Origin of the sequence: Alcaligenes sp. GCM10023179, assembly GCF_042653705.1 — a bacterium.
In the GTDB taxonomy this organism is placed as follows: Bacteria; Pseudomonadota; Gammaproteobacteria; order Burkholderiales; family Burkholderiaceae_B; genus Alcaligenes; species Alcaligenes phenolicus.
In genome coordinates, this window is sequence record NZ_JBHSIQ010000001.1 from 750630 (window position 1) to 776517 (window position 25888).

The following is a 25888-nucleotide window of genomic DNA, read 5'->3' on the forward strand; positions in this document are numbered from 1 at the left end:
TTATAGGGAAGGCACTGTTCTGGTGCTGGATGTTTTTATTGTTTGGAGGAGTTTTACGTGAAGATAACCATGCTTGGCACCGGCGCTGCGTTGCCAGATCCCGATCGTGCTCAGTCGTCCATTTTGGTGACGCTGGAGAATGGCAAGAATTATCTGTTTGATTGCGGCGAAGGGTCCACGCGTCAGATGGTGAAGGCCAATATCAATCCAGCCGATGTGCCTTGGGTGTTTTTAAGCCATCTGCACTATGACCACGTTTGCGGTCTGCCTTTTTTTGTACTGTCCAGCTGGGTTTTTAACCGTGAAGGCAAGCTGAAGGTTTTTGGCCCCAAAGGCACGCAGGATTTTGTGGATCATTCCTTCGAGAATGGCGCGTTCCGGGTGGATATTCAGGCTCGTGCGGCTTATCCGGCTCGTCAGAAAAATATTGAAGCGGTGCGCCCCGAGGTCTTCGAGGTGGAGCCAGGTCTGATGTACGAGGACGAGGACGTCAAAATCTACATTGATGTGGTGGACCACATTCCTAGCGAAATTACGGACTGCTTTGGTATTCGTATGGAGGCTGAAGGCAAGGTTGTGGCGTTCAGTGGCGACACGGCTCCGTGTGAGTCCATGATTCGCCTGGCGCAGGATGCGGATCTGCTGATACATGAGTGCACTTTTCCGGAGTCTTTCCTGAAGCATCGCGCGCAGTCAGGGGTAGGGACGTTTGCCCATACCAGTCCTTTGCAGTTGGGTGAGATCGCTCGTAAAGCCAATGTGAAGAGTTTAGTGGCCACGCATTTTGGACATTACGACTCCACTAGTCCGGTGATTAAACGTGCGGCGGGCAATCATTTGCCGGTTGATTTGATGGGGCCGGAGCGTCTGGATGAAGTGGCTCGGGATATTCGCAAAAGCTACAAAGGCGATTTGCGCTTGGCAACGGATTTGATGCGCATAGACCTGTAAAAGGCGCGCGGGGGAGACAAGATGCAAGCAATTAAAAAGACGGTGGTGGGCCTGGTGGCTGCGCTTGGTCTGGCTGCGGCAGGTCCGGTCTGGGCGGATTATCCCGATCACCCTGTGCGAGTGGTGATTCCTTACCCTCCAGGAGCGGCGGGTGACATTATTTTCCGTATCTTGCAGCCCGAACTGTCGAAGGAGCTGGGGCAGACGGTAATTACGGATTACAAGACCGGCGCGGGCGGCAATATTGGCACGCAGATGGTGGCGCGCTCCAAGCCGGACGGCTACACCTTGCTGTTTTCAGCCACCAATAATTTTGTGATCAATCAGTTCTTGTACAAGAACATGGGTTATGACCCGTTCAAGGATTTGTATGTGATCAACAAGGTGGCGGATGCGGCGGCTTTTGTTTATGTGAATGGGGATTTGCCGGTCAAGAACATGGCTGAATTCCGGGATTATGTTCAGCAGCGCAAAGGGCAGGTGAATTACGGGACGCCAGGAGCAGGCACAACGCCGGAGCTGTCGGCCTGGAAGTTGTCCGAGGCCCTGGAGGGCGACATGTTGGGCATTCATTACCGAGGCTCGGCGCCGGGGATTCAGGCTTTGTTGAGCAATGAAGTGCAGATGTTTGTCAGTAGCTATGGTTTGGGGGCGGCTTTTCTGCCTGAAGGTCGTTTGAAGGCCTTGGCAGTGGCCTTGCCAGAGCGCTTCCCGGCTTTGCCTGATGTCCCCACGATGGAGGAGCTGGGCTACAAGGACGTGGTGATCAGCAACTGGTGGGCGTTGGCTGTTCCTGCCGGGACGGAGACGGAGATCGTGAGCAGGATTGAAGGGGCTTTGGAGAAGGTTCTGGCTGATCCGGCTATTCGCAGCAAGCTGCTGGATCAAGGGTATTTGCTGTCCAAGGTTTCTGCTGAGGAGTTTCGGAAGGGACTGCCTGCAGAGGCGGATTATTGGCACGATATCGTGACTAAGGCTGGGATTAGTTTGGATTGATATGTCGCTTGAGTACAGGGTTGGCTTGATTGAGACTGAGTGTTTTGTCGAGCCTTGTATGCGAGGGCTTGTTTGAAGTGGGAGGGCGCTGGTTTTGACAGGAGGAGGCTTTCTTCTGGACGTGCTGTTTGGGCTTTGCGTGAGGGTGGCGGGTAGTTTTCTTGTGGGGCCCGGGTACGGCTTGTCTTGGCGGGTCTCTTGCCCACGCTGCGCGTGGGTTCCCTTGTCAGAGTGCTGGGGCGGGCGGGTCGTGAACTCGGAGCGCGGTTTGTCCCCCGGACAAACCGCAAGCGTGCTCCTCAAACAGCACGACCCTTGCATCCCGCCCCAGCACTCTGCCTGCGGCAAGAGCCCTGACTCGCCCGCCAAGCCGTACCCGGGCCCCACAAGAAAACAAGCAACATCGTGTACATAGCCCAAACAGCACTGGAGAGTAGAAATGGTTTGGACTTGTTGAACGGTGGTTTCGTTTTTCTTGGGACGCTTCAGACAGGTTTTGAACTTGGTTTGAGTACGTGGGTCATAGGCGAGGTGACTGCAGTTGAGGAAAAAGGGGGTGGGGATTAAGTAGCTTTTTTACGATGCTGGAGGAGGCTTTAAGGTTTTGGGGCGCTACTCTTTTGGCTTTGGCTTTGGCTTTGGCTTTGGCTTTGGCTTTGGCTTTGGCTTTGGTTGTTGTTGTTGTTGTTGTTGTTGTTGTTGTTGTTGTTGGCCACTTCTGGCGCCATAGCTTTCACTCCTTAAACAGGGCGTAAAAGCAGCAAACCTCATATCGCATTGAGCCATTCAGTTGGGCTCTTGAAAAGAAGGGAGCAGAGCAATGTGAGTCTGCCGGTTGGTGCAGGTGTAGGGGTGTTCGGGCGATTCAGAGTACTTGCCGCGGTCAGTTTGGGAATTCGGGATGCAAGCCCTGTGCTGTTTGAGCGGGGCGTTTGTACTTGGTCCGGGGGACCAAGTACCCCGCGAGTTCACAGGGCGCCCGGATTCCCAAACTGACAAGGGCACCGGTGCGTAGCACCGGCAAGTGCTCAGCCCGAACACCCCTACACCTGCACTAACCGGCTCCCTGCTCCTGCTCCCTTCTTTTTACGAGCTGGCTCGCTATCAAGCATTGAGTCTCCCCAAGGCAACTCCACGAAGAAAGCCTCCCCTCAGCAATACCTACGCACCTACGCAGCCCAAAAAAAACAGCCCCTGAAACCAGGGGCTGTAATTCCAACAATTACTGATCAGAGCGAATATTGTTATACCGCACAATCTGTTCCCAGCGAGCGTTACGCTGCTGCACCCATTGGGCTGGAGAAACCTTGGACGAGTCGTAGGCTTGAATATCCAGCATCCGCAAAGTCTCGGCGGTGGACGGACGCTTCACGATATCGCTGAGCAAATCGTTCCATGCCTTGATCTTCTCTGGAGGCGAACCCTTGGTGGTGAAAACCAGATACGAGAAGCTCTCGTTAAAGTTTTCCAATCCAGGCAGCTTTGCTTCGGCCAAAGTAGGAACCTCAGGCAGTAAAGGATTGCGCTTGCCGCCAGAAGTCGCCAAGGGAGTCAGCAAACCTTCCTTGATCGGACCCAAGACACCGGCAATCGTCAAAAAGCCGCTGTCCAGACGCTCGCCATACATATCATTGACCACAGCGCTATTGCTGCGATACGGAATGTGATCCAGCTTGATACCGCTATCTTGCGTCAAGGCCGACATCATCAAATGCCCAGGCGAACCCATACCGGCCGAGCCGTAATTCATGGGCTTGGCGCGGGCGCGCTCCAGAAACTCGGCAGGTGTTGTGATGCCGGTCTTGCTGGGAACCACCAGAACCTGGTCAAAAGTACCCAGCAAAGACACCAGATCCAGGGACTCCCCGATCTTGAACTTGCTGTTGACGTAAATATGCGGGTTGGCTGTCGCAACCGTATCCAGTGTCAGCAGCAAGGTATTGCCATCTGGCTTGGCCCGGCCCACTGCCTCTGCAGCAATCGTACCGGCTGCACCCGCCCGGTTCTCCACCACAATCGTTTGGCCCGTGGTTTCAGTGGCTTCGCGGGCCAACATGCGACCCAGGACATCTAGCGGGCCTCCTGCCACGGAACTGACCACAATGGTGGCCACCTCGGCACTCTGGACTGGTGTAGCCAAAGGTAAGATCAGCGCACAAATGCTTACTTTGCGCAGCAAGGAAAGGGTGGGCATAGATGTCTCCAGATAGGGGTAATTAACAGTGTTCAGCTCACGCTATCGCCAAAGGCAAGGGACTGGTTTCGCTGTGAGCCATCATGGTATCGATCAATTGACACAAAAGCGTTGTTTTTAACGCTTGCGCGTCAGGTTCATTCCACAAATTATGTTGTTCCAGCGGATCGGCTTGCAGATCGTACAGCTCGCCAATTTGACCGCCTTCATACAGGCTCAGACGGTGCTGCTGCGTGACCAGCGAACGCAGCTTGGTGCGAATAGGCGTATTGAACAGCTTGCGCTGGTTTTCTTCTTCGATCAGTATGCCTTTGCGCCATTCCACAGGCTCCTTGTGCATCACTTTCAGCAAGGAGCGACCCTGGATGCCGTTGTAGGGCAGCTGGCCGGCACGTTCCAGCACCGTAGGCGCGACGTCAATGGTAGAGCAGACCGCCTCACTTGTGCCTTGAGTTTTCGCATCCTTGGGGTCAAACCAGATAAAGGGGCTGCGAATAATGCTTTGGTAATGCACAGGGCCCTTCAGCATCAATTGATGGTCGCCCATGAAGTCGCCATGATCACTCATGAAAATGACGATGGTGTTCTCCGCCTGGCCAGTGCGCTCCAGATGGTCCAGAATGCGCCCGATCTCGGCATCAATATGCGTGATGGAACCGTAGTTCAGCGCAATCGCCTCGCGGGCCTCGCGCTCGGAACAGGCAAACAGCGTAGGAGTGTGCTTGATGGCTTTGCCTTCATCGCGCAGCTGATGCAGCAATTGCAGATGGGCAGGCAGGGGATGCGGGCCCAGGTGGAAGGAGTCAGGCAGGCTGACCTCTTCAGGCTTGTACATATCCCAGTACTGACCGTGCGGAGTGAAGGGATGATGCGGGTCCGGGAAGGAGCACTGAATAAAGAAGGGCTGTTGTTCCTGGGCATATTTGTCCAGCACAGCGCGGGTCCGTTCACCAATCCAGGCCGTGGTGCTGTACTCTTCTGGCACACGGGTACGCCAGGCCTGGCCAATGCGGCTTAACTCGTAGTCCGGAGTCGGGATGGCGTTTTCAGGGCCGGACAGGGCGGCGATTTCAGGATGTTCATCCTGCAGCCAGCGGCCATAGTCGCCCCAGACCTGATCGCCGTGATCAATGGCCAGGTCCACGTGCTCGTAGCCGTAAAAAGGTAGCTGAACACCGTGATCGGCGCGATCGCGCCACCATTGGCCACATTCCTGGCCGTAATCGTTGGTAGGCAGAGGAGAGCGAGCTTCTCCCTTGGTTGGAGGATCATCCGGCCGTGGGTAGAGCGGGGGCGTATCCGTTATATTTTGCAGGTGCGCCTTGCCGACCAAGGCTGTGCTCCAGCCTGCCTGGCGCAGTACATCGACAAAGGTGCTGGAGTCCAGTGGCAGGGGCACACCATTGTGACGGGCGCCGTGCACCGAGGGCATGCGACCAGTCATCAGGGACGCACGGTTGGGCATACAGATGGGGGTGGCGACGTAAAATCGGTCAGCACTCCAACCGCGAGCGGCTAACGCATCCAGATTGGGCGTTTTAACTTCTTTATTGCTGTAACAAGCCAAATGGTCTGCGCGGAGTTGATCCGCAATGATCAATAAAAAATTGGGTACTGACTGAGACATGAAGTGCCTATTTTGTAGCTTTGGGTATCCCCATTATGGAAGCAGTAGCCATAATGTTAAATTGAATAACTTGCAGGTATATATACCTCTTTCATATAGGTAAGTCATGAGCTGGAGTGAACGCATTCGCTTGAAGCATCTGCAGGTTTTAATTCGTTTGTGCGAAGAAAAAAGCATGAGCGATGTGGCCCGGCAGTCCAATATGACTCAGCCTGCCTTGTCAAAATGGCTCAAGGATTTTGAAGACAATATAGGCATGCCCTTGTTCGAGCGTCATGCTCGCGGCATTGAGCCTTTGCCAGCCGCCCTGGCGCTGGTTTCCCAGGCCCAGGGGGTGTTGAATCGCCTTGACCGCATGAATGCAACTCTGGAGCAATACAGGCAGGGTTTTCGCCAGCAATTTACTTTGGGTATTTCGCCTATGGTGGCTGCGGTTTATTTGCCGCAGTTGCTGGTGTATTTGCACGAGCGCGATCCGCAATGCCATATCCGTATTCAGGAAGGCACGCTGGATATTTTGAGTCGTAATCTGGAACAGGGCGAACTGGATCTGGTTATTGGCCGTGTGGATGAAGCAGGCCGTAACCCGGCGATGGCGTATTTGCCTTTGGGTATGGTGCCTTTGGGGGTAGCAGCTTGCCGCAAGCATCCTTTGGCACAGCAAGATGAAGTGACCTGGGAGCAGACGTTGGAGTATCCCTGGATCTTGCCACCACGAAACAGCCCGATGCGGCGCAGTTTTGAACTGGGTCTGGATGCCAAGGGCCTGCCGTATCCCACCTGCGCCATTGAGTCCGCCTACGCACATACCAATGCCCGTGTGGCGGTCAATAGCGACTTTTTAGTGCCCATGACACGCAGCATGGTGCCGGTCTACCCGGAGCTGTGTATCTTGAACCTGGACTGGAGCGACCCGCGCTTGCATGGTCAACTGGGCCTGTTGTGGCGCCCGCAGGATTCGGGCGAACCGATGTTGGAGGAGGTAATTAGCTGGATGAGTAAGCAACCTCAAGTGGTGTGATTGTAAGTCGGGGTCAGCGCGGGCTGACCCTGAAAGAACTGACAGCTTGTTTTTCAAACTCATGTAACTAAAAATTGCCGTTATGTTACTTTGTTTCTTCTTAGCGAATTGATTGATGGGAACAATTCTGGAAGGCTGGAAAAACTTGCAAGCGATCAGTATTAGCTCGGTGCGCGACACACTGAGCGGGAAATATCATTCTCGTGACTTCATTCATGCCCGAATGGAGTATTTGCGCAGCCGTGTCATTCTGGTTGGCTTGTTATTTGCTTTGTTGACCCCCCTTTGGACTTTGATGGACTGGCTGGTCTTGCCCAGCTGGCCCGCGCATTTGATGGCGATACGGGTTTTAAGCCTGGGGGGATTGATCTTGTGCGTATGGCTGGCTTTCAATGGCCACCAGCGCATTACCCGCATTTATGTTTTAAGCGGCCTGGTCTTTATTTTGCCGGCCTCTTTTTACGCTTATATGCTGCTGACCCTGTCCGGGGCCGGCCAGTACGTTGTACTGGGGTATGGCTTTATTCCTTTCCTGCTGGTGGCCACCTTAAGCATTTTTCCTTTCACTTTGCTGGAATCAGCCTTGGTGGGGGGCGCGTTAATTGCTTTGCAGGTTTTGGCCAGTGTCAGTTCGGGAACCTGGCTAAGCATGAAAGGTTTACAGGATCTTTGGCTTTTGACAGCCTTGCTGGTCGTCGCTTTAACAGCCAATTATTTTCACCTGGGGCTTTTGCTGCGTTTATATCGGCAAGCCACACACGATACCTTGACCGGCTTGTTGAACCGGGGCGCGATTAGCCGTCAGCTGGGACAGGGACCAGTGCATGAAAGGCTGCATGTGCTGATGGTGGATCTGGATCATTTCAAGCAGATCAACGATACCCACGGTCACTCGGTAGGGGATGACGTGCTGACGCGTACTGCCTCTTTATTCAAAGCGCAGCTGGGGCCGGATGATCTGGCGGCCCGTTATGGTGGCGAGGAGTTTGTGCTGATTCTGGCCGGACGTAGTGATGCACAGGCCTTGAGTTTTGCCGATCTGCTTTTGAGCCAGGTACAGGCACAAACCTTTTATAACCACGACCGCGAGGCTTTTCAGATTACGGCCAGTATGGGTTTGGCGGTATGCCAGCCTGGTCAGGTGATTGAGGATGTCCTGATGCAGGCTGACCAGCGCTTGTATCAAGCCAAGCGCGCTGGTCGTAACCAGGTGGTAGCGAGGGATTAAGCCTGCCGGGTGAAGCACAAGGAAACGAGGCCTGGAGCGTGTACCGCTCCAGGCCCCGTTTTCTATTGACGGCTTAGTAGCGCAGGGTTTGGCTATCCTGGCTGGCCTTGTCGATGTCCTGAGCGCTGATGGCATCGCTCTTGCACTTGAAGGCAGCAAACATCTCCAACTGATCCGAGTGATGGGCGCTGGCTTCGCCTTCAGGATTGATGAAACCGCTTTGACCGGGAGCCATAACCGAGCACATGCGCACGCCGGTGGGGTCCAGCACATACTGGAATCGGGCGCTGCCGGTGTTCAGATAAGGCATGATGCGGCGCTCGTGTGCAGGGTCAGACCAAGGCACCCCAATCGCATTGCGTGCGGCGAACAGCATGGATACGGCAGGAGCACGCCATTGCTGGGCTTGTGCACCCTGTGATTTCTGTAGCGAGGCAGCAGCTTGCTCCAGTGCGTCCAGCACCAGTTCCTGGGCCGGGCGACCTTGCAGGAAATCAATTGTTTGTGGCACACCAGCAGCCGGGCCCTGAATGGCATTCCAGATCAGCTTGGCGGCCGCAGCGGGCTGGGCACTGCGCGGATCATCCATGGCCGGGTACAGGCTTTGTGTGTAGGTGTTGTAGACGCTGTCAGGCAAACGACCTTTCAGGAATACGGGCACTGCGGCTTGCATCCAGGCCTGCATCACGGCTGGGGCGCTGCCTTCGTACTGTTTGCCATTGCTGGCCACGTGCAGCTTGTAGTCCCAGCCTTTCAGTTGTTCGGCAGCCTGACGTGCCAGTGCACTGGCACGTGGCAGCTTGGCAGCTTCCTGGATGATGGGGGCGAAGTAGCGCGCATTCAGATCAGAGCGGGCACCCAGGGAGTCAATGCCCCAGATTTCTTCGTCACTCAGGCGCTGCTTGGCCTGTAGCGGTGCCAGCAGTTCCTGCACACGGTCCACATAGGAGAAGTTGGAGTTGTCTGCCAGCAAGGCACCGTAGGCCTTGTTGTTCCAGCTGGCGATATAGCCTTGCTGCGGGTTCAGCACTTTGGGGTTGTGATCAAAGCTCAGGAAGCCTTGCCATTCCATACTGCCGTCGCCCGCTGCAGGGAACTGGATCGCCTGATTGGCTGGACGCTTGGGCAAGAGGCCCAGGGCTGCCGCACCGATATTGTTCTGGGTGTCGGCGTAGAACCAGGTAATGGAGGCGCTGACGCGCGAGGCCTGAGCCATGAATTGATCCCAGTTCTTGGCCTTGGCCGCATGGGCCCAGCCCAGCAAGGTTTCAATTTCCCGGCCTTCCCAGGTGCGACGGTTGGCGTAGGCGGTGTTGTTCTTTTTGTCCCAACTGCTGACATAACCTTGAGCTGCGCGGTAAACGTCCAGCGTCACATCGTCCTGACCACGCACCTTGATGCGTACCTGCTTGTGCTCCATGGGGTGCCAGGCATTGTTGTACCAGTAACTATGCGGGTCACCGTCTTTCAAGCGCAATTGGTAGACGTCATTGGTGTCCAGTGAACCCACGGTGGAGCCCCAGGCAATCTGGCCATTGGTGCCGAACAAAATAGCGGGCAGGGCAACGGCCGTGCTGCCGGTCAGGTCGTAGCCGGCACCGTGCAGGCCGACGCTATAGGTAATGGACGGGGTGTACCAGCCTTGTTGCGGGCCGTTGTACAGCACGGCATGACCGTGGCTTGTCTTTTCGGGGCCCAGCAACCAGGCATTGCTGGCAGTAGGTGTGCCTGCGGCCACGGTGGGGCCCAAGGCCACGGCTTGCTTGTGCAGGTAGTCCTGCGCCGCTTGTGCGGACAGAGCCTGCAAATGCGTAGGCAAATCGGCCAGCGCTGCCTTGGCGTCAGGCTGCGGAATAATGGTGGGGGCAGTCGGGTCGTTCAGCCAGCGTAGTTGTTTATAAAGCTGTTCGCCACGTTCCGCGCCCTGGTCTGCTTTCAGGGTTTCCAGCAGACTCAGGTTGGCCACTTCGGCCGTGCCAGCAAAGAAGCGGTTCAGAATCAGGCCCACCCAGACCATGGCAATGTCTTCAGGCTGCCACTCAGAAGGCTCAAACCCTTTGTCCAGAAACTCCTTGGGCATCAAGGTGTCGCGCTGGGCTTTCACCTCGCGAACGCGTTGGGTGAAACCAGCGGCATAGCCCTCGAACATGGCGCGGTCCTCTTGGGACAGAGCGGCCAATTGTTTGCGGATAGAGTCCGGATCGATATTGTTGTGAGTGACTTTATCCAGCTCCAGGAAGTCCGGTCCCAGAACTTCTGCCACGGTTCCCCAGCCAGAGCGCTTGGCAATTTCCATCTGGTATAGACGGTCTGTAGCCACGGCATAGGCATAGCCATAGAACAGGCCATAAGTGCTGTCGGCATAGATATGAGGAGTGCCGTAGCTGTCGCGCTTGATGGTGACGCTGCGCTCACTTACAGGTGCGCTGGCACAGGCGGCCAGCAAGACGCTGGTGGTCAACACGCCAAGGGTCAGCCGGGATGGGAAGCGACGGGGGGAAGTCAAAATCTGGTCTCCTCAAGAGTAGCCGTGGGGGCTACTGTTTTTTTATCTCTTGAGAATATAACGTCAAAATTCTTTAGGTATTGATATTTCCAGGTGAAACCTTATAGAGGATTTCCCCAGTAGAAGAGGGCAGCCTGGGAATGAAACTTGCTGGCTCTTTGTTGAACACATCTATATGGGAGCCTTGTTATGGAACGCATTATTGCGGCGGAATTTGATACGTTTGATCAAGCCCAACAAGCAGCGCGAGTCCTGCAGGGGCAGGGTTTGGACAGCCAGGATCTACAGGTTTTCTACCTTAAGCCAGGAGGTCAGCACGGGCAGTATCCAATCGGAGGTGACAGAACCTTGGATAAGGCTGCCCGAGGGGGCGGTTTGGGTGCCATCCTGGGTGTAGTCCTGGGGGCCGCCCTAGGGGTCGCGTTGGGTTGGTGGTTGCTGAGCATGACAAGCTGGCCCCAGTTTGTGTTGATTGCGTTTGCTGCCTTGGGGGCCTACGTGGGCGCCATGGTGGGCGGTATTGTGAAACTGGGCGGCCGTAGACCTGAAAAAGAGACCTTGAATCGGGTGTCGGGCGTCATGCTGGCGGCGCGTCTGGGGCAGGCCGAGGAAGCTGTGCTGGTGCGTGAATTGCAGCGCAATGGGGGATACGCCATCGAATGGGCCAACGGTAATTGGAGTGATGGTCAATGGCAGGACTTCAACCCAACGCGCACGCCCCAGTTATACGATTTACCCTCATCGGGGCAGAGAGTTCACGAGACTCGCAGTGGCTGATTGCTACCCTGAGACTGTAAATCCAGAGCATTAGCTCATCCGCCTTTCTAGCGTTTTTAGCCGTTTGCTTCCCCTTTGCCGGATATGATGGAGCAGTTTATGAAAACCATGATTCGGCGCGTGCAGGAACCAGGCGGGGTGGTTGCGTTTTAATCTTTGGGCTTATTAAGTGTAGTCACTGTATATCGGTAATTATCTTCTTTTCAGGCTATCTACTTTTTCTGCTCATTTCTTCTTGATCTCCTTGCTGTAACGGCTTTCTGCTTGGTTTGTTGTGTTTTATGTTTAAAGTGTTCAAGGGTATATCCCTAGGTCTTGGCCGATTTACTCCCAAAAATACCATGTGTACACTTTAAATCACTAAAACAAGACAAGTTGCTGAGTCGTGTTTCGCCTCACAAGCCCACGGAGAAGACAATGAACAAGACATTTGCAGGGGTAGCACTGGCAGGAACGATGATGTTGCAAACCTTGGGGGCCACCGCTGCCGCCGAGGGGGTGATCAAGATCGGGGAGCTGAACAGCTATAAATCCCAGCCCGCGTTTTTGGGGCCCTATCGAAACGGGATGGAGCTGGCGGTTGAGCAGATCAATCAGGCCGGGGGGATTCACGGCAAGCAGCTGCAATTGATCATCAAGGATGACAACTCCAATCCCGGCGATGCGGTACGTGCGGCCGAGGAATTGATCTCGCGTGAAAAAGTGGATGTGCTGACCGGGACCTTCCTGTCCAATATCGGTCTGGCCATTACCGACTTTGCCAAACACAAAAAAGTATTCTTTCTGGCTAGCGAGCCTTTGACCGACAAGATCGTCTGGGCTGATGGCAACCGCTACACCTTCCGCCTGCGTAACTCCACCTATATGCAGGTGGCCATGCTGGTGCCGGAAGCCGTCAAGCTGAACAAGAAGCGTTGGGCCATTGTGTACCCCAACTACGAGTACGGTCAGTCCGCTGTTGCCACCTTCAAGAGCTTGATGAAAGAAGCCCAGCCCGATATCGAGTTCGTGGCTGAACAGGCTACTCCTCTGGGTAAGGTCGATGCTGGTGCCGTAGTGCAGGCTTTGTCCGAAGCCAAGCCTGATGCGGTCTTTAACGTGCTGTTTGCGTCCGACCTGGCTCGTTTGGTTCGGGCTGGTAATCAGCGCCAGTTCTTCAGCCCTGCCTTGCCAGTAGTCAGCATGTTGACTGGCGAGCCGGAGTATCTGGACCCCTTGGGTGAAGAAACGCCAGAAGGCTGGATTGTGACAGGCTACCCTTGGTACGCCATCGACACGCCCGAGCACAATGCCTTCCTGAAAGCCTATCAGGACAAGTACAAAGAGCACCCACGCCTGGGCACGATTATTGGCTACAGCACCATTGTGTCGATTGCCGCCGGTATTGAAAAAGCCGGTTCTACCGACACGGAAGCCATGATCAAAGCCTTCCGTGGTCTGGATGTGGTCACACCTTTTGGTCCCATCACTTACCGTACGCAAGATCAGCAATCCACGCAGGGGGCGTATGTGGGTGTGCTGGCCAAACAAGACGGCAAGGGCATCATGACCAATATCCGTTACGCCGATGGCAAAGATGTACAGCCTACGGATGAGCAAGTCAGCCAGTGGCGTCCTGCCGCGGCCAATCAATAATTCCAGGAACGCAGTATTTCGTAGATCGGCGCGCCGTCTGGCGCGCCACTTCTGACGCGAGGCAGTAATGGCCTTATCGGGTTTATGGGTGCAGTTCCTTAACGGGCTGGCCGAGGCATCGTCTTTGTTCCTGGTGGCGGCGGGTTTGTCCCTGATCTTCGGGGTGACACGTATCGTCAACTTTGCACACGGTTCCCTGTATATGCTGGGCATCTACATGGCGTACTCCACCGTGCAGTTCATGGGGGGCTCGGCGCTGGGGTTCTGGGCAGGCTTGATTGTGGCGGCCTTGCTGGTCGGCGCCTTGGGGGCCTTGCTGGAGATCGTGCTGCTGCGGCGTATTTATAAAGCGCCCGAGCTGTTCCAGTTATTGGCCACTTTTGCCCTGGTGCTGGTGATTAATGATGGCGCTTTGGCCGTGTGGGGGCCGGAAGATCTGCTGGGGCCGCTGGCTCCGGGTTTGAACGGCTCTATTTCTATTGCAGGTCGCTTCTTCCCGGTCTATGACCTGGTGCTGATCGTGATCGGTCCGGTGGTGCTGGGCTTGCTGTGGCTCTTGCTGACCCGTACCCGATGGGGTGTGCTGGTGCGCGCCGCGACCCACGACAGACAAATGCTGGGTGCGCTGGGTGTGAATCAGGCCTGGTTGTTTACGGGTGTGTTTGCCTTGGGTGCCTTCCTGGCGGGTTTGGGTGGTGCTGTGCAATTGCCGCGTCAGCCCGCCAATCTGCTGCTGGACTTGAGCGTGATTGGGGATGCCTTTGTGATTGTGGTGGTCGGTGGCATGGGCTCCATCCCCGGCGCTTACGTGGCTGCTCTGATCGTCGCTGAATTGAAAGCCCTGTGTATTGCGCTGGGCACGGTCACCTTCTTTGGTGTGGACTTTGCCTTTCCGAAGTTGACGCTGGTGGTGGAATTCATCTTCATGGCCGTGGTGCTGGTGTTCCGGCCCTGGGGCTTGTTCGGGCGTGCTCAAGCTGTCAGCCGTAACTCGGCTCCTATCGAAGCGCCCCTGCGTGCTGGTAGTGGAGCGTTCCAGATCATGGTGCTGGTGGTTCTGGGTGTGATGGCGGCCTTGCCTTTGATGAGCGACTGGTTCCCGTACGCACCCGTGCTGGCTCTGGATATTCTGGTTTTGTCCCTGTTCTCGTTGAGCCTGCATTTCATGATGGGGCCAGGGGGCATGAACTCCTTTGGTCATGCTGCTTACTTTGGTCTAGGCGCTTATGCAGCTGCCCTGTTGTTCAAGGCGGCGGCCTTGTCCATGGGCTGGTCTCTGGTCTTGGCTCCAGCTGTCGCAGGTTTGGGTGCGCTGATCTTTGGCTGGTTCTGTGTGCGTTTGTCCGGTGTTTACCTGGCCATGCTGACCCTGGCTTTCGCACAGATTATCTGGTCGATTGTGTATCAGTGGGACAGCTTTACGGGTGGCTCCAATGGCGTGGTCGGTATCTGGCCTGCGGAGTGGCTGTCGGGTGATCGCTACTATTACTTTGCCTTGCTGCTGGTGGTGGCAGCGGCCTTCCTGTTGCGTCGCATCTTGTTCTCCCCCTTTGGTTACGCCATGCGTGCCAGCCGGGACTCGGCCTTGCGGGCCGAGGCCATTGGTATCCCCGTCAAGCGCGTGCAGTGGCTGACCTTTATTCTGGCAGGTACGTTTGCCGGTCTGGCCGGTGCCTTGTTTGTCTTTTCCAAAGGTAGCGTCTCGCCTGAAGTGATCGCAGTGAACAAGTCCGTGGATGGCTTGGTCATGGTCTTGCTGGGTGGTTTGCAAACTCTGGTTGGGCCAGTGGTGGGTGCAGCCGTATTCACTTTGCTGCAGGATTTCTTCCTGGGCATTACACAGTATTGGCGCGCCTTGTTCGGTGGCGTGATTCTGCTGCTGGTTCTGGCTTTCCCGCAGGGTATTGCCGGCTTTTTCAAACGCTGGGCGCATCGCCGCGTAGCACCGGAGGCATCGTCATGAGTTTGCTGCAAGTACGAGGTCTTAAAAAAGCGTTTGGCGGCAATCTGGCCGTAGACGGTATCGAGTTTGATGTGCAGGCCGGAGAGTTTCTGGCCTTGATCGGCCCCAATGGGGCTGGCAAAACCACCACCTTCAATATGGTGGGCGGGCAATTGACGCCTACAGCCGGGTCAGTGCGTTTGGGCGATCAGGAACTGGTAGGGCTGGCCCCGCGCAAGATTGCTGCCTTAGGGGTGGGCCGTACCTTTCAGATTGCTGCGACTTTTGCGTCTCTGACGGTGGTGGAAAACGTGCAGATGGCCTTGCTGGCACATCAGAAAAAACTGTTTTCCTTCTGGCGTCGGGCGGCTCAGTTCGAACGGGCTCGTGCGCTGGATTTGCTGGATCAGGTGGGTATGCTGGCGCAGGCTGAACGCCCTTGTAGCGAGCTGGCTTACGGGGACGTGAAGCGGGTAGAGCTGGCGATTGCATTGGCCAACGATCCCCGTCTTTTGCTGATGGATGAGCCTACGGCAGGCATGGCCCCCAAAGAGCGTAATGAGTTGATGCGCCTGACCAAAAAACTGGTGATCGAACGCAATATGGGTGTGCTGTTTACCGAGCACAGCATGGACGTGGTGTTCGAGCACTCGGACCGTATGTTGGTACTGGCCCGTGGTCGGCTGGTGGCAGAAGGGGATGCAGACTATATCCGTCAGCATCCCAAGGTGCAGGAGGTGTACTTTGGCACAGGCAAAACATTCGAGAACAAGGAGCCAGCATGACGCAGGATTTAGTAGCCGGTTCTGAGCGGGTTGCCACAGGCGTGGTCGACAAGCAGCCTTTGCTAAGTGTGGATGGCTTGAATGCCTGGTACGGTGCCGCGCATATCTTGTTTGACCTGTCACTGACCGTGCGACGTGGTGAAGTGGTCGCCTTGATGGGGCGTAACGGTGCGGGCAAGTCCACTACCTTGAAATCCATTATGGGTTTGATGGAGCGCTGCGACGGTCATATTGAATTCATGGGCCAGGCCATTCACGACAAGCAGCCCTTTGAAATCGCACGTGCGGGTTTGGGCTTTGTGCCCGAAGACCGGCGTATCTTTACCGACCTGAGCGTCACGGAAAATCTGGAAGTGGGACGTCAGCCAGCACGGCGCTGGCCCGATGGTACAGCAGCTCCGCACTGGCAGCCCGAGCGCTTGTACAGCCTGTTTCCGAATCTGGGTCAAATGCAGGACAGGCCCGGTGGGCAGATGAGCGGGGGCGAGCAACAAATGCTGACCGTCGCGCGCACCTTGATGGGCAATCCTTATCTGGTCTTGCTGGACGAACCATCCGAGGGCGTGGCTCCCGTGATTGTGGAGCAGATGGTGCACATGATTCTGGAGCTGAAGCAGGCCGGTGTCAGCATCTTGCTGTCCGAGCAGAATTTGCATTTTGCCGAGCTGGTGTCGGATCGGGCTTATGTGCTGGAAAAGGGGCAAATACGGTACAGTGGCGCCATGCAGGAATTAAGTGCCAACGAGCAAGTGCGGCGCACTTACCTGTCCGTCTAACTTCGGGCCTCCCCGTATTGGAGGCCAGACCGGCTCCAGGAGAACACCATGGCAGATGCACGTCCCAATCCTCAGGCAGTGATTGATTTCTGGGTTGAATCAGGGCCAGAGAAATGGTTTCGCAAGTCCGATGACTTTGACCGGGAATTTCGCGAACGGTTTTTGGACTGGCACGAACGTGCTGCCAGGGGCGAGCTGGATGATTGGGCACAGACGGCAGAAGGAGCCTATGCCTTGCTGATTCTGCTGGATCAGTTTCCGCGCAACTCTTTTCGCAATACCACGCGCATGTATGCGACCGATGAGAAGGGGGTGGCGATTGCCAAGGAAATGGTGGCCAAGGGGCTGGATAAACAGATTCCGGTGGAGCGTCGGGTGTTCTGCTACCTGCCGTATTCCCATGCAGAGAACCTGGCCGATCAGCAAGAGGCCGTGCGTCTGAATCAGGAAATTGGCCGTCCCTGGCTGGACCACGCTGAGGAGCATCTGGATGTGGTGGAGCGCTTTGGGCGCTTCCCGCACCGTAATTCGATCCTGGGGCGTACTACCACGGAGGAAGAGCAGAAGTTCCTGGAGGCCGGTGGTTTTTCCGGCTGATGGGTTTTGAGTCCGGGCCAGGCTGGGATCTTGGGCTTGGCCTGGGCCAAGTCTGAAGGTGATGCACCATAAAACAGAGGCGGCCAGGTGAAAACTTGAAGCCGCCTTTGGTTCGTTTACCCCTTATCTAAACACTATCTGCGGACAAGCCCGGTCTACAAGTGTCCCTTTTGCTCCCGTATGGTTGCAATCTTGTCTTTCAGTCCTGTCCAGGCTGGTTTGTCCGGAGCAAAGCGCGCGCGCATATAGTTGAGCAAATCTTCCATCTGCTCGTCATTCATGCTGTTCTTGAAACCGGGCATGGAGCCCAGAGCAGGCTGTGCCGGACGGGTAATGCCGTGCATCAATACCTGAATCGTATTGTCCGGATGCTCGCTGTGCAGATTGCTGTTCAAGGCCAGGGACGGGCGGGCACCAAATAGCACCGGCCCACCGCGCGGGTCGTGACAGACAGCGCAAGCGCCGTTGAACAGGTTTTCACCCGGCATCAACATTACTTCCTTATTGCTGCGGCTGTTCTGCTCCAAAAGCGCGGCCTGGGCGGCGTGCGTTTGTTCTTGTTCGGTCTCGACCGGGTTCAGGCTGCTTAGATAATGCGCCATGGCGCGGACATCGGATTCAGGCAGTTCTGCCAAACCCGCCACGACCGGTCCCATTGGCCCTGCTGCCACACCATGACGGGGCGAATAGCCGGTACGCAAGTACTGGTACAGCTCCTGCTCTGTCCAGGGGATGGGGGCTTTGGACAAGCTATTGAGTGCAGGCGCTTCCCAGTTGTCCGCAAAACCACCGGCCAGGAAATTCGCTTCACCCCCTTTCTCGGCTCCCAGCATATTGCGCGGGCTATGGCAGGCCGCACAGTGTCCGCTGCTGTTAACCAGATACGCGCCCCGATTCCATTGCACGGTTTGCGTGGGGTCCGGCACGTAGGCATTCGGATCACGGTGAAACAGCAGGTTCCAGCCCGCTACCAAAGGCCGCATATTCATGGGGAAGGGCAGTTTGGTTTCAGGCACTTCGGATTTCACCGGCTCTTGCGTCATCAAGTAGGCATAGAGGGACTGCATGTCCTCATCGCTGATCTTGGCAAAGGCCGTGTAAGGGAAGGCCGGGTACAGGTGGCGACCGTCCTGATGAATACCTTCGCGCATGGCACGTTCAAAGGCTTTATAGCTCCAGCTGCCTATGCCGGTTTCTTTGTCAGGGGTGATGTTGGTGGTATAGATCGTGCCAAACGGCGTATCCAAACCCAGACCGCCCGCATTGGGTGTGCCGCCTTCAGCGGTGTGGCAGACCATGCAGTCGCCCGCAATCGCAACCAGGCGGCCGCGTTCGATGGCCAGCTCTGAAAAGATGGAGGTATCCACTTGGCCGACCGGTGCAATGGCAGGTCGCCAGGGCAGGGCACTCAAGACTGTGCCGGTGGCGACCGCGGCCAAGGCTCCCCACCAGGCTTTGCGCTTTTTGCTGCTGCCTGTCTTATCGGACTGATAGCCCAGTGCCAAAGACTGTTCGCTAAAAGGCGCACTGGTCAGACGTATGCCACTGGCATTGAAAATTGCATTGGCAATGGCGGCAGCGGCAGGCAGTTCCACGCCCTGATTCCAGGCCAAAGGCTGGCCTACAGCAGACTCCCGTTTGACCAGCTGAACGGCTGGCTTGTCGGCTGTTTCTTTGACGGGGCTGTCGCTATGACCTTCACCGCCTTTGCCCACGCCGTTGTTTAGCAGTTGCTGCGCCCAACGACTCAGTCGGTCGGCCAAGGCAGGCGCGGACTCCGTGGCCTGCTCGGGAGTGCCCAGCTCGGTGCTGTCGTGGCCAATGGTCAGCTTGTCTATACTGAGTGTGCCTTGGCGGGTATCGACGCTAACATCCACGGCCCAGGCGGACCACTGCTCGCGTGCAGCTTGCCCGGGGACGTGTTCAACAATATGGCTGTAGGCCAGCCCGCGACCCTTGCGTAAAGGGCCTTGATGGGCGGGCAAGGGTTCGGACCAGTCCGACTGTTCGGCAACCCGTTGCAGCAGATCTCGACCTTGGGGACTACTGACTTGTTCCAGTCGTGCCGCCAAGGGGTCCAGTCCCAGGCTGTGGCAGTCTTGATCGAACTGCGACTCTTGAGCAAAGATCGTGGCCTGGGCCAGGCTGTCGGGGTCGCTGCTGGCGGCTGCGCCATCATAGTTAGGCGTAGGGGCGGAGAAGTAATCACTTTTTACGGCCGGGCCGCTGCTGGGCAAACCTGGCTGACCGCAAAGAATGGCCGCCAGAGAAGGGCGCGCACCGGACAAGGTATTCAGTTGCCAGCGGGTGGCCCGCAAATGGGCATTCAGGTCGTTTGGCTCTGCAGTGCCTTTAAAGACACTCAGGCGAATGATGTCTGCACTGTGGCTGGCACGAATTTGTACGGCCTGGGGGCGCCCAAAGGCCATGACTGCCGCATCCATGGCACAGTCGTAAGCATCGGCCTGATTACCGGCAATATCCTGCAAATGGATCTGTTCGCTGGGCAGGCCGCTCAAGGCTTGCAGCTCAATCAGCAGGGCCGCGGGGCGCTGCGTATGCGCCCAAACATAAAGCTGTTTGTCGTGATAACAGGCACGGGCCCAGGCAGTTTCCTGATGCTCGGCGGCAGATTGCCATTCATAGCTTTGATCGGGGGTGCTAAGCGTAGCAGCAACTTCCTCATTCGCTGGAAGCGTAGCCTGGTTTGCCGCTACGGGCGTAGCCCAACGTGCATCCAGCAAAGCAGCGCCTTGCTGAGCCTGCTCGGCTTGCACCGCCAGCACACCCAGAAAATTGCCCATATGCACACAGGCCACGACACCAGGCACTTGCAGGGCGGCCTGCTGGTTTACTGTCTGTAATTCAGCACCCAGATACTGCCCGTTCTCGTACGACCAGTAAGGAGGCCGCACAACAGCGCCATGCAGCAGGCTGGTGCCAGCAGGCAGTTCCGGCCACAACGCTCGGGAAAGGTCTTGTACTGAATGACTCATTGCCGGGCCTTTGCGACGCGTACGGCGGCTTGCATGATTTCTACGTGCGTGCCGCAACGGCACAGGTTATAGCGCAGCTCGTCCCGAATTTGCTCTTCGGTGGCTTGCGGATTGCGTTCCAGAAGGGCCTGCACAGTCATGACCATGCCATTGAGGCAATAGCCGCATTGTGCGGCCTGGCAGTCAATAAATGCCTGCTGAACATCATTAGGCTGGCCGTTCCGGGCCAAGCCTTCCAAGGTAGTGATCTGACGGTTTTCTACCAGGCTGACAGGCACAACGCAGGAGCGGGCGGCCACACCATCGACCAGCACCGTACAGGCGCCACATTCACCCAGGCCACAGCCGAATTTGGGGCCATTCAGTTCCAGGTCGTTACGCAATACATAAAGCAGCGGCGTATCGGGTTCCACCTCGATGATGTGGGTCTCTTGATTGACCCGCAAGGTGTGCGGGCGAGTACAAGGGTTCATGGGTTTCACCTTTGGTAGATCGCACCTTGTTGTCGGACAGCGTGTGCGGTGCTTTTATCAGCTCGGTATTGATATGCTTAAATTAAGTGTATACACTTTAATTTATAGAGTAAATAGATTCTACTACTCCCTTGAGGTATCAATCAAAGCCCTCTTGGGAAGCCGTTCGAAATTCGGTCTAATCTTATTTAATATAGGGTTTACACTGATTATTAAGCCCTTGATTTTCTCTTTATAGTAGTTGCGATAAATGGGTTGAAGCGCACTGCATTTGTTTTTATTAGGGCGTGTACGCTAGTAATCAATGTTTTGCCAGGGGGCGTTTCAGGCAGGTTTTCAGGGATGGAGCCCTGATGGCCGGTTTCCAGCCCCTTATATAAAGCCCAGCCAGGAGAGTGTGATGTCTTACGATGCGCCGCGCCACCAGCAGCAAGACTTGCTCAGGGCGTCTGGCACCTTGCTGATTTTAGCGGCACCGGCGCGGCCTCCCAAGCCTTCGCCCGGCCAGCCCGGCGTGGTGTCCGAGTATTTGCAGGCGCACGACGATGTCTTTGTCGCCGTGTCCGAACAGGGCTGGGTGCGCGCTTTTAATGGGCACGTGGATCTGGGTACCGGCATTCAAACTGCACTGAGTCAGATTGTGGCCGACGAGCTGGATGTGCCCATGGCACGCGTGCAAATGGTGCTGGGTCATACCGATGCGGTGCCCAATCAAGGCCCCACCATCGCCAGTGCTTCGATTCAGATTCATGCTGTGCCGCTGCGCAAGGCGGCGGCTCAGGCACGTCAATTGCTGCTGGCACAGGCCGCAGAACGCTGGGCACTGCCTGCCGAACAATTACGCGTGGAAGACGGCACCATTATTGCCCCGGACGGGCGCAGCCTGACTTACTGGAAACTGCTGGAGGGTCTGGAACTGCGGGCCTATCTGGATAAAGAAACTCCCACCAAACCGGCCGAACAATTGCGCATTGTAGGGACAGCCCAGGCGCGTGTCGATATTCCGGGCAAGGTCGCAGGGCAGTGGGTGTATGTGCACGATGTGCGCGTGCCCGGTATGTTGCATGGCCGCGTTGTGCGTCCTCCTTATATAGGGCGTGATAGCGGCGACTTCATCGGTTGCAGCCTGGAGTCTGTGGACGAGGAGTCCATCCGTCATATTGGCGACGATGTGCGAGTCGTGGTGATTGGCGACTTTATTGGTGTGGTCGCGCGTCGTGAAGAACACGCTATGCGTGCTGCCCGCGAATTGAAAGTGCGCTGGAAAGCGATTCCTCCGCTGGAGGATATGAGCAATCTGGAGCAGCTGATTCGTCGTCAGCCCATGACAGAGCGTTTGCTGGCCGATAAAGGGCCGGGTTTTGACGAGCTGCCGCCAGAAGGCAAACGCTTGAAGCGTAGCTATGTCTGGCCTTTTCAGCTGCATGCCTCTATTGGTCCGTCTTGCGCGGTGGCGGACTATCAGCCCGGTCATAGCCGGATCTGGTCAGGCTCGCAGAACCCGCATATGTTGCGCGTTCATTTGAGCCAGTTGCTGGACGAGGACGAGGCCGGTCTGGAGATCATCCGTCACGAAGCGGCCGGTTGCTATGGCCGTAATTGTGCTGACGATGTGTGTGCGGATGCCTTGCTCTTGTCCCGAGCCGTAGGTGCGCCGGTGCGTGTGCAACTGACGCGAGAACAAGAGCACGGCTGGGAGCCTAAAGGCGCTGCTCAGTTGATGGATGTCGAAGGCTCCATTGATGCCCAAGGGCAACTGCGTCATTACGATTTTGTGACCCATTACCCCTCCAATGATGCGCCGAACCTGGCGCTCTTGTTGACGGGGCGGGAGTCGGCGGCCCCCCGTCAGTTGGAAATGGGGGACCGTACGGCCGTACCGCCTTACAGCTATCCCAAGCAGCGCATTGTGTGTCAGGACATGCCCGCGATTGTGCGCGCTTCCTGGTTGCGCGGCGTGTCGGCCATGCCCAACTCTTTTGCGCATGACTGCTTTCTGGATGAGCTGGCAGTGGAAGCGGGTGTGGACCCCTTGACCTATCGCCTGCGTTATCTGGATCAGGATGAACGTGCTCAGGAACTGCTGCAGGCGGTGGCGGATAAGGGGCACTGGCAGATTGGGCAGCGTGGTTCGCGCGGGCAGCCGGATGAGCAGGGCTATTTGTATGGCCGTGGTCTGTCGTACGCCCGTTATATACACAGCAAGTTCCCTGGTTTCGGGGCGGCCTGGTCAGCCTGGTTACTGGATTTGCGGGTCCATATAGAAACGGGCGTGATCGACGTGCAGAAGATTTATGTGGGTCAGGATACTGGGCAGATGGTGAACCCGGCCGGTGTGCGCCACCAGATTCACGGCAATGTGATTCAGTCCTTGAGCCGCACGTTGTATGAACAGGTGCGCTTTAACGCACAGGGCGTAGTCAGTGCGGAGTGGGGTGCCTATCCTATTGTGGATTTCCCGCGTATCCCGCCCATAGAGGTGATTTTGATGGACAGGCAGTCCGAGCCGCCTATGGGGTCGGGCGAATCCGCCTCCGTACCCTGTGCCTCGGCCATTGCCAATGCTTTGTTTGATGCAACTGGCCGACGTTTTCGGCAGGTGCCTTTTACACCGGATGTGGTCCGGGCCGCGCTGGCTGCTACGCCTCAAATGGCCTAGGCAGCAGCAGTTTTCATGGGTCGGGCTTAGGGCCTGACGGTTTCAATCCAAGGACAGATTAATGAGTACCTTTCTTTACGGCGGCCATGTTCATGCCAATGGCATTCGTCAGCATTACTTGCGTTACGGTGGTTCCAGCGAGGGTCGCGATCAGCGCCCAGCCGTCATCATTGTTCCTGGTATCACCAGTCCGGCTGTGACCTGGGGCTTTGTGGGCGAGCAGTTCGGCAAGCACTTTGATACCTACATTCAGGACGTACGTGGTCGCGGTTTGAGCGAAGCGGCTGAAGGTATGGATTACAGCCTGGATGCGCAGGCGGATGACTTGATTGCACTGGCTCAGGCGCTGGGCCTGAAGGACTACATCGTGGTTGGTCACTCCATGGGTGCCCGCATTGGTTTGCGTGCCGCTCACAAGAACAGCGATGGCCTGAACCGTCTGGTGATGGTTGATCCGCCAGTGTCCGGCCCAGGTCGTCGCGCTTATCCCTCCAAGTTGCCCTGGTACGTCGATTCCATGGCGATGGCTCGCAAAGGCTGCACCGCAGAAGACATGCGTGCCTTTTGCCCGACCTGGACCGAAGAGCAGTTGCAATTGCGTGCCCAGTGGCTGCACACCTGCCATGAGCCTGCGATTCTGGCCAGCTTTGAGGGCTTTCATACCGACGATATTCATGTCGATTTCCCGCATTTGACCGTGCCTGCCTTGCTGATGACAGCCGAGCGCGGGGATGTGGTGCGCGATGAAGATGTGGCCGAGATTCAGCAACTGGCCTCTGGCGTTCAGCACGTTCGCGTGCCTGATGCCGGTCACATGATTCCTTGGGATAACGAAGCAGGCTTTTACGAAGCCTTCGGTGACTTCCTGGGCCAGCGCTTGGTGTGATGTTGAAAGGGCCGCATGGGCGGCCCGTCGTGATGCAAAGGTTCCGCGTCAGTGTCGGAACCTTTCACAAGGAGAGACAAGATGGCAGTTAGTGATTACCAACTTATCGAGGCATGGCAAGAAGTGCTACGCCTGTCCAAGCTGCAGGCCGGTCAAACCGTGACCTTGCTGACCAGCTCGACCACGCATCCGCAAACCATGCAGTGTGCGCAGATTGCTGCTCAGTCCATGGGTGCGATTGTGAATCGCCTGGACTTGTTGCCGGTCAACGCGGAAAAAGCCTTGAGCCGTGACTCGCTGGCCTACCTGGGTACGACCCCGCTGACGGGTAACGAAGCAGCGATTGCAGCCCTGAAGGCCAGTGATCTGGTGCTGGACTTGATGACCCTGTTGTTCTCGCCCGAGCAGATCGACATTCTGAAGTCGGGCACGAAGATTCTGCTGGCGGTGGAGCCACCAGAAATTCTGGTTCGCACGGTGCCAACGGAAGCGGATCGTGCACGCGTGACTGCGGCAGCCGCTTTGATCAAGGCCGCCAAGGAAATGAGTATTACCTCTCCTGCCGGTACGAACCTGCGTTGCCCGCTGGGTGAATTCCCGGCGATTCGTGAATACGGTTTTGTGGATGAGCCCGGTCGTTGGGACCACTGGCCCAGCGGTTTTGTGCTGACCTGGCCGAACGAGCTGGGCACTAACGGCACCATCGTGATCGACAAGGGCGACATCCTGTTGCCACAGAAGAAATACTCTACCGAGCAGATCATTCTGACCGTGGAAAACGGCTATGCCACCAAGATTGAAGGTGGTATCGAAGCCGAGCTGCTGGACGAATACATGAAGACCTTCAACGATCCCGAAGGTTATGCCATTTCCCACATTGGTTGGGGTTTGCAGCCGCGCGCTCACTGGTCCACCTTGGGTCTGTACTCGCGTGAGAACACCATTGGCATGGATGCGCGTGCGTTCGAGGGTAACTTCCTGTTCTCCCTGGGCCCGAACAATGAAGCTGGCGGCAAGCGCACAACCGCATGCCACATTGATATTCCTTTGCGCAATTGCACGGTCAGCCTGGATGGCCGCGCTGTCGTGCGTGATGGCAAAGTACTGGACGGAGGCGTTGGTGAGTACGAATGAGGGAGCGGTTTACGCTCAACAAGGGTTTGGGTCGACATTGGAGCCTAAAGCTCCTTACGGCTTGTTGATTATTGATCTGGTGAATGGCTTTGCGGATCCTGCCGTGTTTGGTGGCGGCAATATCCCTGAAGCTATCGAGAACACACAGAAGCTGTTGGCAACGGCGCGTGAACAGGGCTGGCCAGTGGCGCATACGCGTATCGTGTATGCCGATGATGGCGCTGATAACAACATTTTTAGCATCAAAGTCCCCGGCATGCTGGGTCTGACCGAAGACGCGCACAACAGCCATATCGTGCCGGAACTGGCTCCTGCGCCCGGTGAGTTCATCGTTCGCAAGAACGTGCCGTCGGCGTTTTTCGGTACGCCCTTGGCGGCTTGGTTGACCCAGCGTGGTGTGCAAACACTGCTGGTTGCTGGCGCCGTGACCAGCGGTTGTGTGCGTTCCAGCGTGGTCGATGCGATGCAACTGGGTTTCCGTCCCTTGGTGGTATCGGATTGCGTGGGTGACCGTGCGATTGGTCCTCACGAGGCGAACCTGTTCGATATGCGTCAGAAGTACGCCACCGTGGCAACGCGTGAAGAAGCGATGAAGTTGATCGGACTTTGATCGAGTATCGGTAGTCTGCCGCTTGGGGGCAGGCTGTCGGACCTGTGCCCCTGGGAGTCGAACGACTCTCGGGGGCTTTTTTATAGTTGCTGTTC

The 25888-nt window shown here is 56.5% G+C and carries 20 protein-coding genes; 15 read left to right on the forward strand and 5 right to left on the reverse strand.

Annotated elements, in window-relative coordinates; genetic code table 11:
• Positions 1 to 57: 57 nt before the first annotated feature.
• The 3 genes from ACFPDR_RS03320 to ACFPDR_RS03330 all read left to right on the forward strand — a co-directional run bounded on the left by ACFPDR_RS03320 (position 58) and on the right by ACFPDR_RS03330 (position 2702).
• On the forward strand, positions 58 to 951 hold the full coding sequence (locus ACFPDR_RS03320) for an MBL fold metallo-hydrolase (RefSeq protein ID WP_035273671.1): 894 nt from the start codon (positions 58 to 60) through the stop codon (positions 949 to 951).
• A 21-nt stretch (positions 952 to 972) separates the two neighbouring features.
• Positions 973 to 1947 (forward strand): Bug family tripartite tricarboxylate transporter substrate binding protein, encoded by a 975-nt coding sequence (locus tag ACFPDR_RS03325; RefSeq protein WP_009464016.1) that lies wholly within the window; start codon positions 973 to 975, stop codon positions 1945 to 1947.
• A gap of 581 nt (positions 1948 to 2528) precedes the next feature.
• Positions 2529 to 2702: a hypothetical protein gene (locus ACFPDR_RS03330; protein WP_376910544.1), complete on the forward strand. Its 174-nt coding sequence runs from the start codon at positions 2529 to 2531 to the stop codon at positions 2700 to 2702.
• Positions 2703 to 3169: 467 nt separating this feature from the next.
• On the opposite strand, the gene ACFPDR_RS03335 is transcribed toward ACFPDR_RS03330, so the two are convergent.
• Positions 3170 to 4141 carry a Bug family tripartite tricarboxylate transporter substrate binding protein gene (locus tag ACFPDR_RS03335; protein ID WP_376910545.1) on the reverse strand — a complete coding sequence of 324 codons (972 nt, stop codon included), beginning with the start codon at positions 4139 to 4141 and terminating at the stop codon, positions 3170 to 3172.
• A 37-nt stretch (positions 4142 to 4178) separates the two neighbouring features.
• The gene (locus tag ACFPDR_RS03340) at positions 4179 to 5768 is read right to left on the reverse strand and encodes a sulfatase (protein WP_376910547.1); all 1590 of its coding nucleotides are present in this window, start codon (positions 5766 to 5768) and stop codon (positions 4179 to 4181) included.
• 106 nt (positions 5769 to 5874) lie between these two features.
• Between ACFPDR_RS03340 and ACFPDR_RS03345 the strand changes: the two genes are divergently transcribed.
• Both ACFPDR_RS03345 and ACFPDR_RS03350 read left to right on the forward strand, forming a co-directional pair.
• Positions 5875 to 6789 (forward strand): LysR family transcriptional regulator, encoded by a 915-nt coding sequence (locus ACFPDR_RS03345; protein ID WP_009464011.1) that lies wholly within the window; start codon positions 5875 to 5877, stop codon positions 6787 to 6789.
• A 115-nt stretch (positions 6790 to 6904) separates the two neighbouring features.
• The gene (locus ACFPDR_RS03350; RefSeq protein WP_009464009.1) at positions 6905 to 8017 is read left to right on the forward strand and encodes a sensor domain-containing diguanylate cyclase; all 1113 of its coding nucleotides are present in this window, start codon (positions 6905 to 6907) and stop codon (positions 8015 to 8017) included.
• A 73-nt stretch (positions 8018 to 8090) separates the two neighbouring features.
• Here the strand turns inward: ACFPDR_RS03350 and ACFPDR_RS03355 are convergent, their stop codons facing one another.
• Complete coding sequence (locus tag ACFPDR_RS03355; RefSeq protein ID WP_257112351.1) at positions 8091 to 10523, reverse strand: penicillin acylase family protein; 2433 nt, start codon at positions 10521 to 10523, stop codon at positions 8091 to 8093.
• A 189-nt stretch (positions 10524 to 10712) separates the two neighbouring features.
• Here ACFPDR_RS03355 and ACFPDR_RS03360 point away from each other — a divergent pair, with 189 nt between their 5' ends.
• The 6 genes from ACFPDR_RS03360 to ACFPDR_RS03385 all read left to right on the forward strand — a co-directional run bounded on the left by ACFPDR_RS03360 (position 10713) and on the right by ACFPDR_RS03385 (position 17035).
• Positions 10713 to 11300, forward strand: a complete 588-nt coding sequence (locus ACFPDR_RS03360) for a hypothetical protein (RefSeq protein WP_042488862.1) — start codon at positions 10713 to 10715, stop codon at positions 11298 to 11300.
• A 417-nt stretch (positions 11301 to 11717) separates the two neighbouring features.
• Positions 11718 to 12935 (forward strand): ABC transporter substrate-binding protein, encoded by a 1218-nt coding sequence (locus ACFPDR_RS03365; protein ID WP_115634371.1) that lies wholly within the window; start codon positions 11718 to 11720, stop codon positions 12933 to 12935.
• Positions 12936 to 13002: 67 nt separating this feature from the next.
• Complete coding sequence (locus tag ACFPDR_RS03370) at positions 13003 to 14898, forward strand: ABC transporter permease (protein WP_035273689.1); 1896 nt, start codon at positions 13003 to 13005, stop codon at positions 14896 to 14898.
• Positions 14895 to 15662: an ABC transporter ATP-binding protein gene (locus tag ACFPDR_RS03375; protein ID WP_035273692.1), complete on the forward strand. Its 768-nt coding sequence runs from the start codon at positions 14895 to 14897 to the stop codon at positions 15660 to 15662. Before ACFPDR_RS03370 ends, ACFPDR_RS03375 begins: the two co-directional genes overlap by 4 nt.
• Positions 15659 to 16438, forward strand: a complete 780-nt coding sequence (locus ACFPDR_RS03380) for an ABC transporter ATP-binding protein (protein WP_240688279.1) — start codon at positions 15659 to 15661, stop codon at positions 16436 to 16438. The genes ACFPDR_RS03375 and ACFPDR_RS03380 overlap by 4 nt, the downstream gene beginning before the upstream one ends.
• Before the next feature lie 48 nt (positions 16439 to 16486).
• Positions 16487 to 17035: a DUF924 family protein gene (locus tag ACFPDR_RS03385; RefSeq protein ID WP_376910551.1), complete on the forward strand. Its 549-nt coding sequence runs from the start codon at positions 16487 to 16489 to the stop codon at positions 17033 to 17035.
• Between the two features lie 155 nt (positions 17036 to 17190).
• Here ACFPDR_RS03385 and ACFPDR_RS03390 read toward each other — a convergent pair whose 3' ends face one another.
• On the reverse strand, positions 17191 to 20031 hold the full coding sequence (locus tag ACFPDR_RS03390) for a c-type cytochrome (protein ID WP_376910553.1): 2841 nt from the start codon (positions 20029 to 20031) through the stop codon (positions 17191 to 17193).
• Positions 20028 to 20504 (reverse strand): (2Fe-2S)-binding protein, encoded by a 477-nt coding sequence (locus ACFPDR_RS03395; RefSeq protein ID WP_035273699.1) that lies wholly within the window; start codon positions 20502 to 20504, stop codon positions 20028 to 20030. Before ACFPDR_RS03395 ends, ACFPDR_RS03390 begins: the two co-directional genes overlap by 4 nt.
• A 400-nt stretch (positions 20505 to 20904) precedes the next feature.
• Here ACFPDR_RS03395 and ACFPDR_RS03400 point away from each other — a divergent pair, with 400 nt between their 5' ends.
• From ACFPDR_RS03400 to ACFPDR_RS03415, 4 genes are all read left to right on the forward strand, one after another.
• Positions 20905 to 23163: a xanthine dehydrogenase family protein molybdopterin-binding subunit gene (locus tag ACFPDR_RS03400; protein ID WP_137431462.1), complete on the forward strand. Its 2259-nt coding sequence runs from the start codon at positions 20905 to 20907 to the stop codon at positions 23161 to 23163.
• A 61-nt stretch (positions 23164 to 23224) separates the two neighbouring features.
• Positions 23225 to 24049 carry an alpha/beta fold hydrolase gene (locus ACFPDR_RS03405; protein WP_376910555.1) on the forward strand — a complete coding sequence of 275 codons (825 nt, stop codon included), beginning with the start codon at positions 23225 to 23227 and terminating at the stop codon, positions 24047 to 24049.
• 81 nt (positions 24050 to 24130) lie between these two features.
• The gene (locus tag ACFPDR_RS03410; RefSeq protein WP_045931261.1) at positions 24131 to 25183 is read left to right on the forward strand and encodes a 2,5-dihydroxypyridine 5,6-dioxygenase; all 1053 of its coding nucleotides are present in this window, start codon (positions 24131 to 24133) and stop codon (positions 25181 to 25183) included.
• A complete protein-coding gene (locus tag ACFPDR_RS03415) occupies positions 25170 to 25793 on the forward strand; it encodes an N-carbamoylsarcosine amidohydrolase (protein ID WP_035275666.1) in 624 nt (207 codons plus the stop codon). The genes ACFPDR_RS03410 and ACFPDR_RS03415 overlap by 14 nt, the downstream gene beginning before the upstream one ends.
• Positions 25794 to 25888 lie beyond the last annotated feature (95 nt).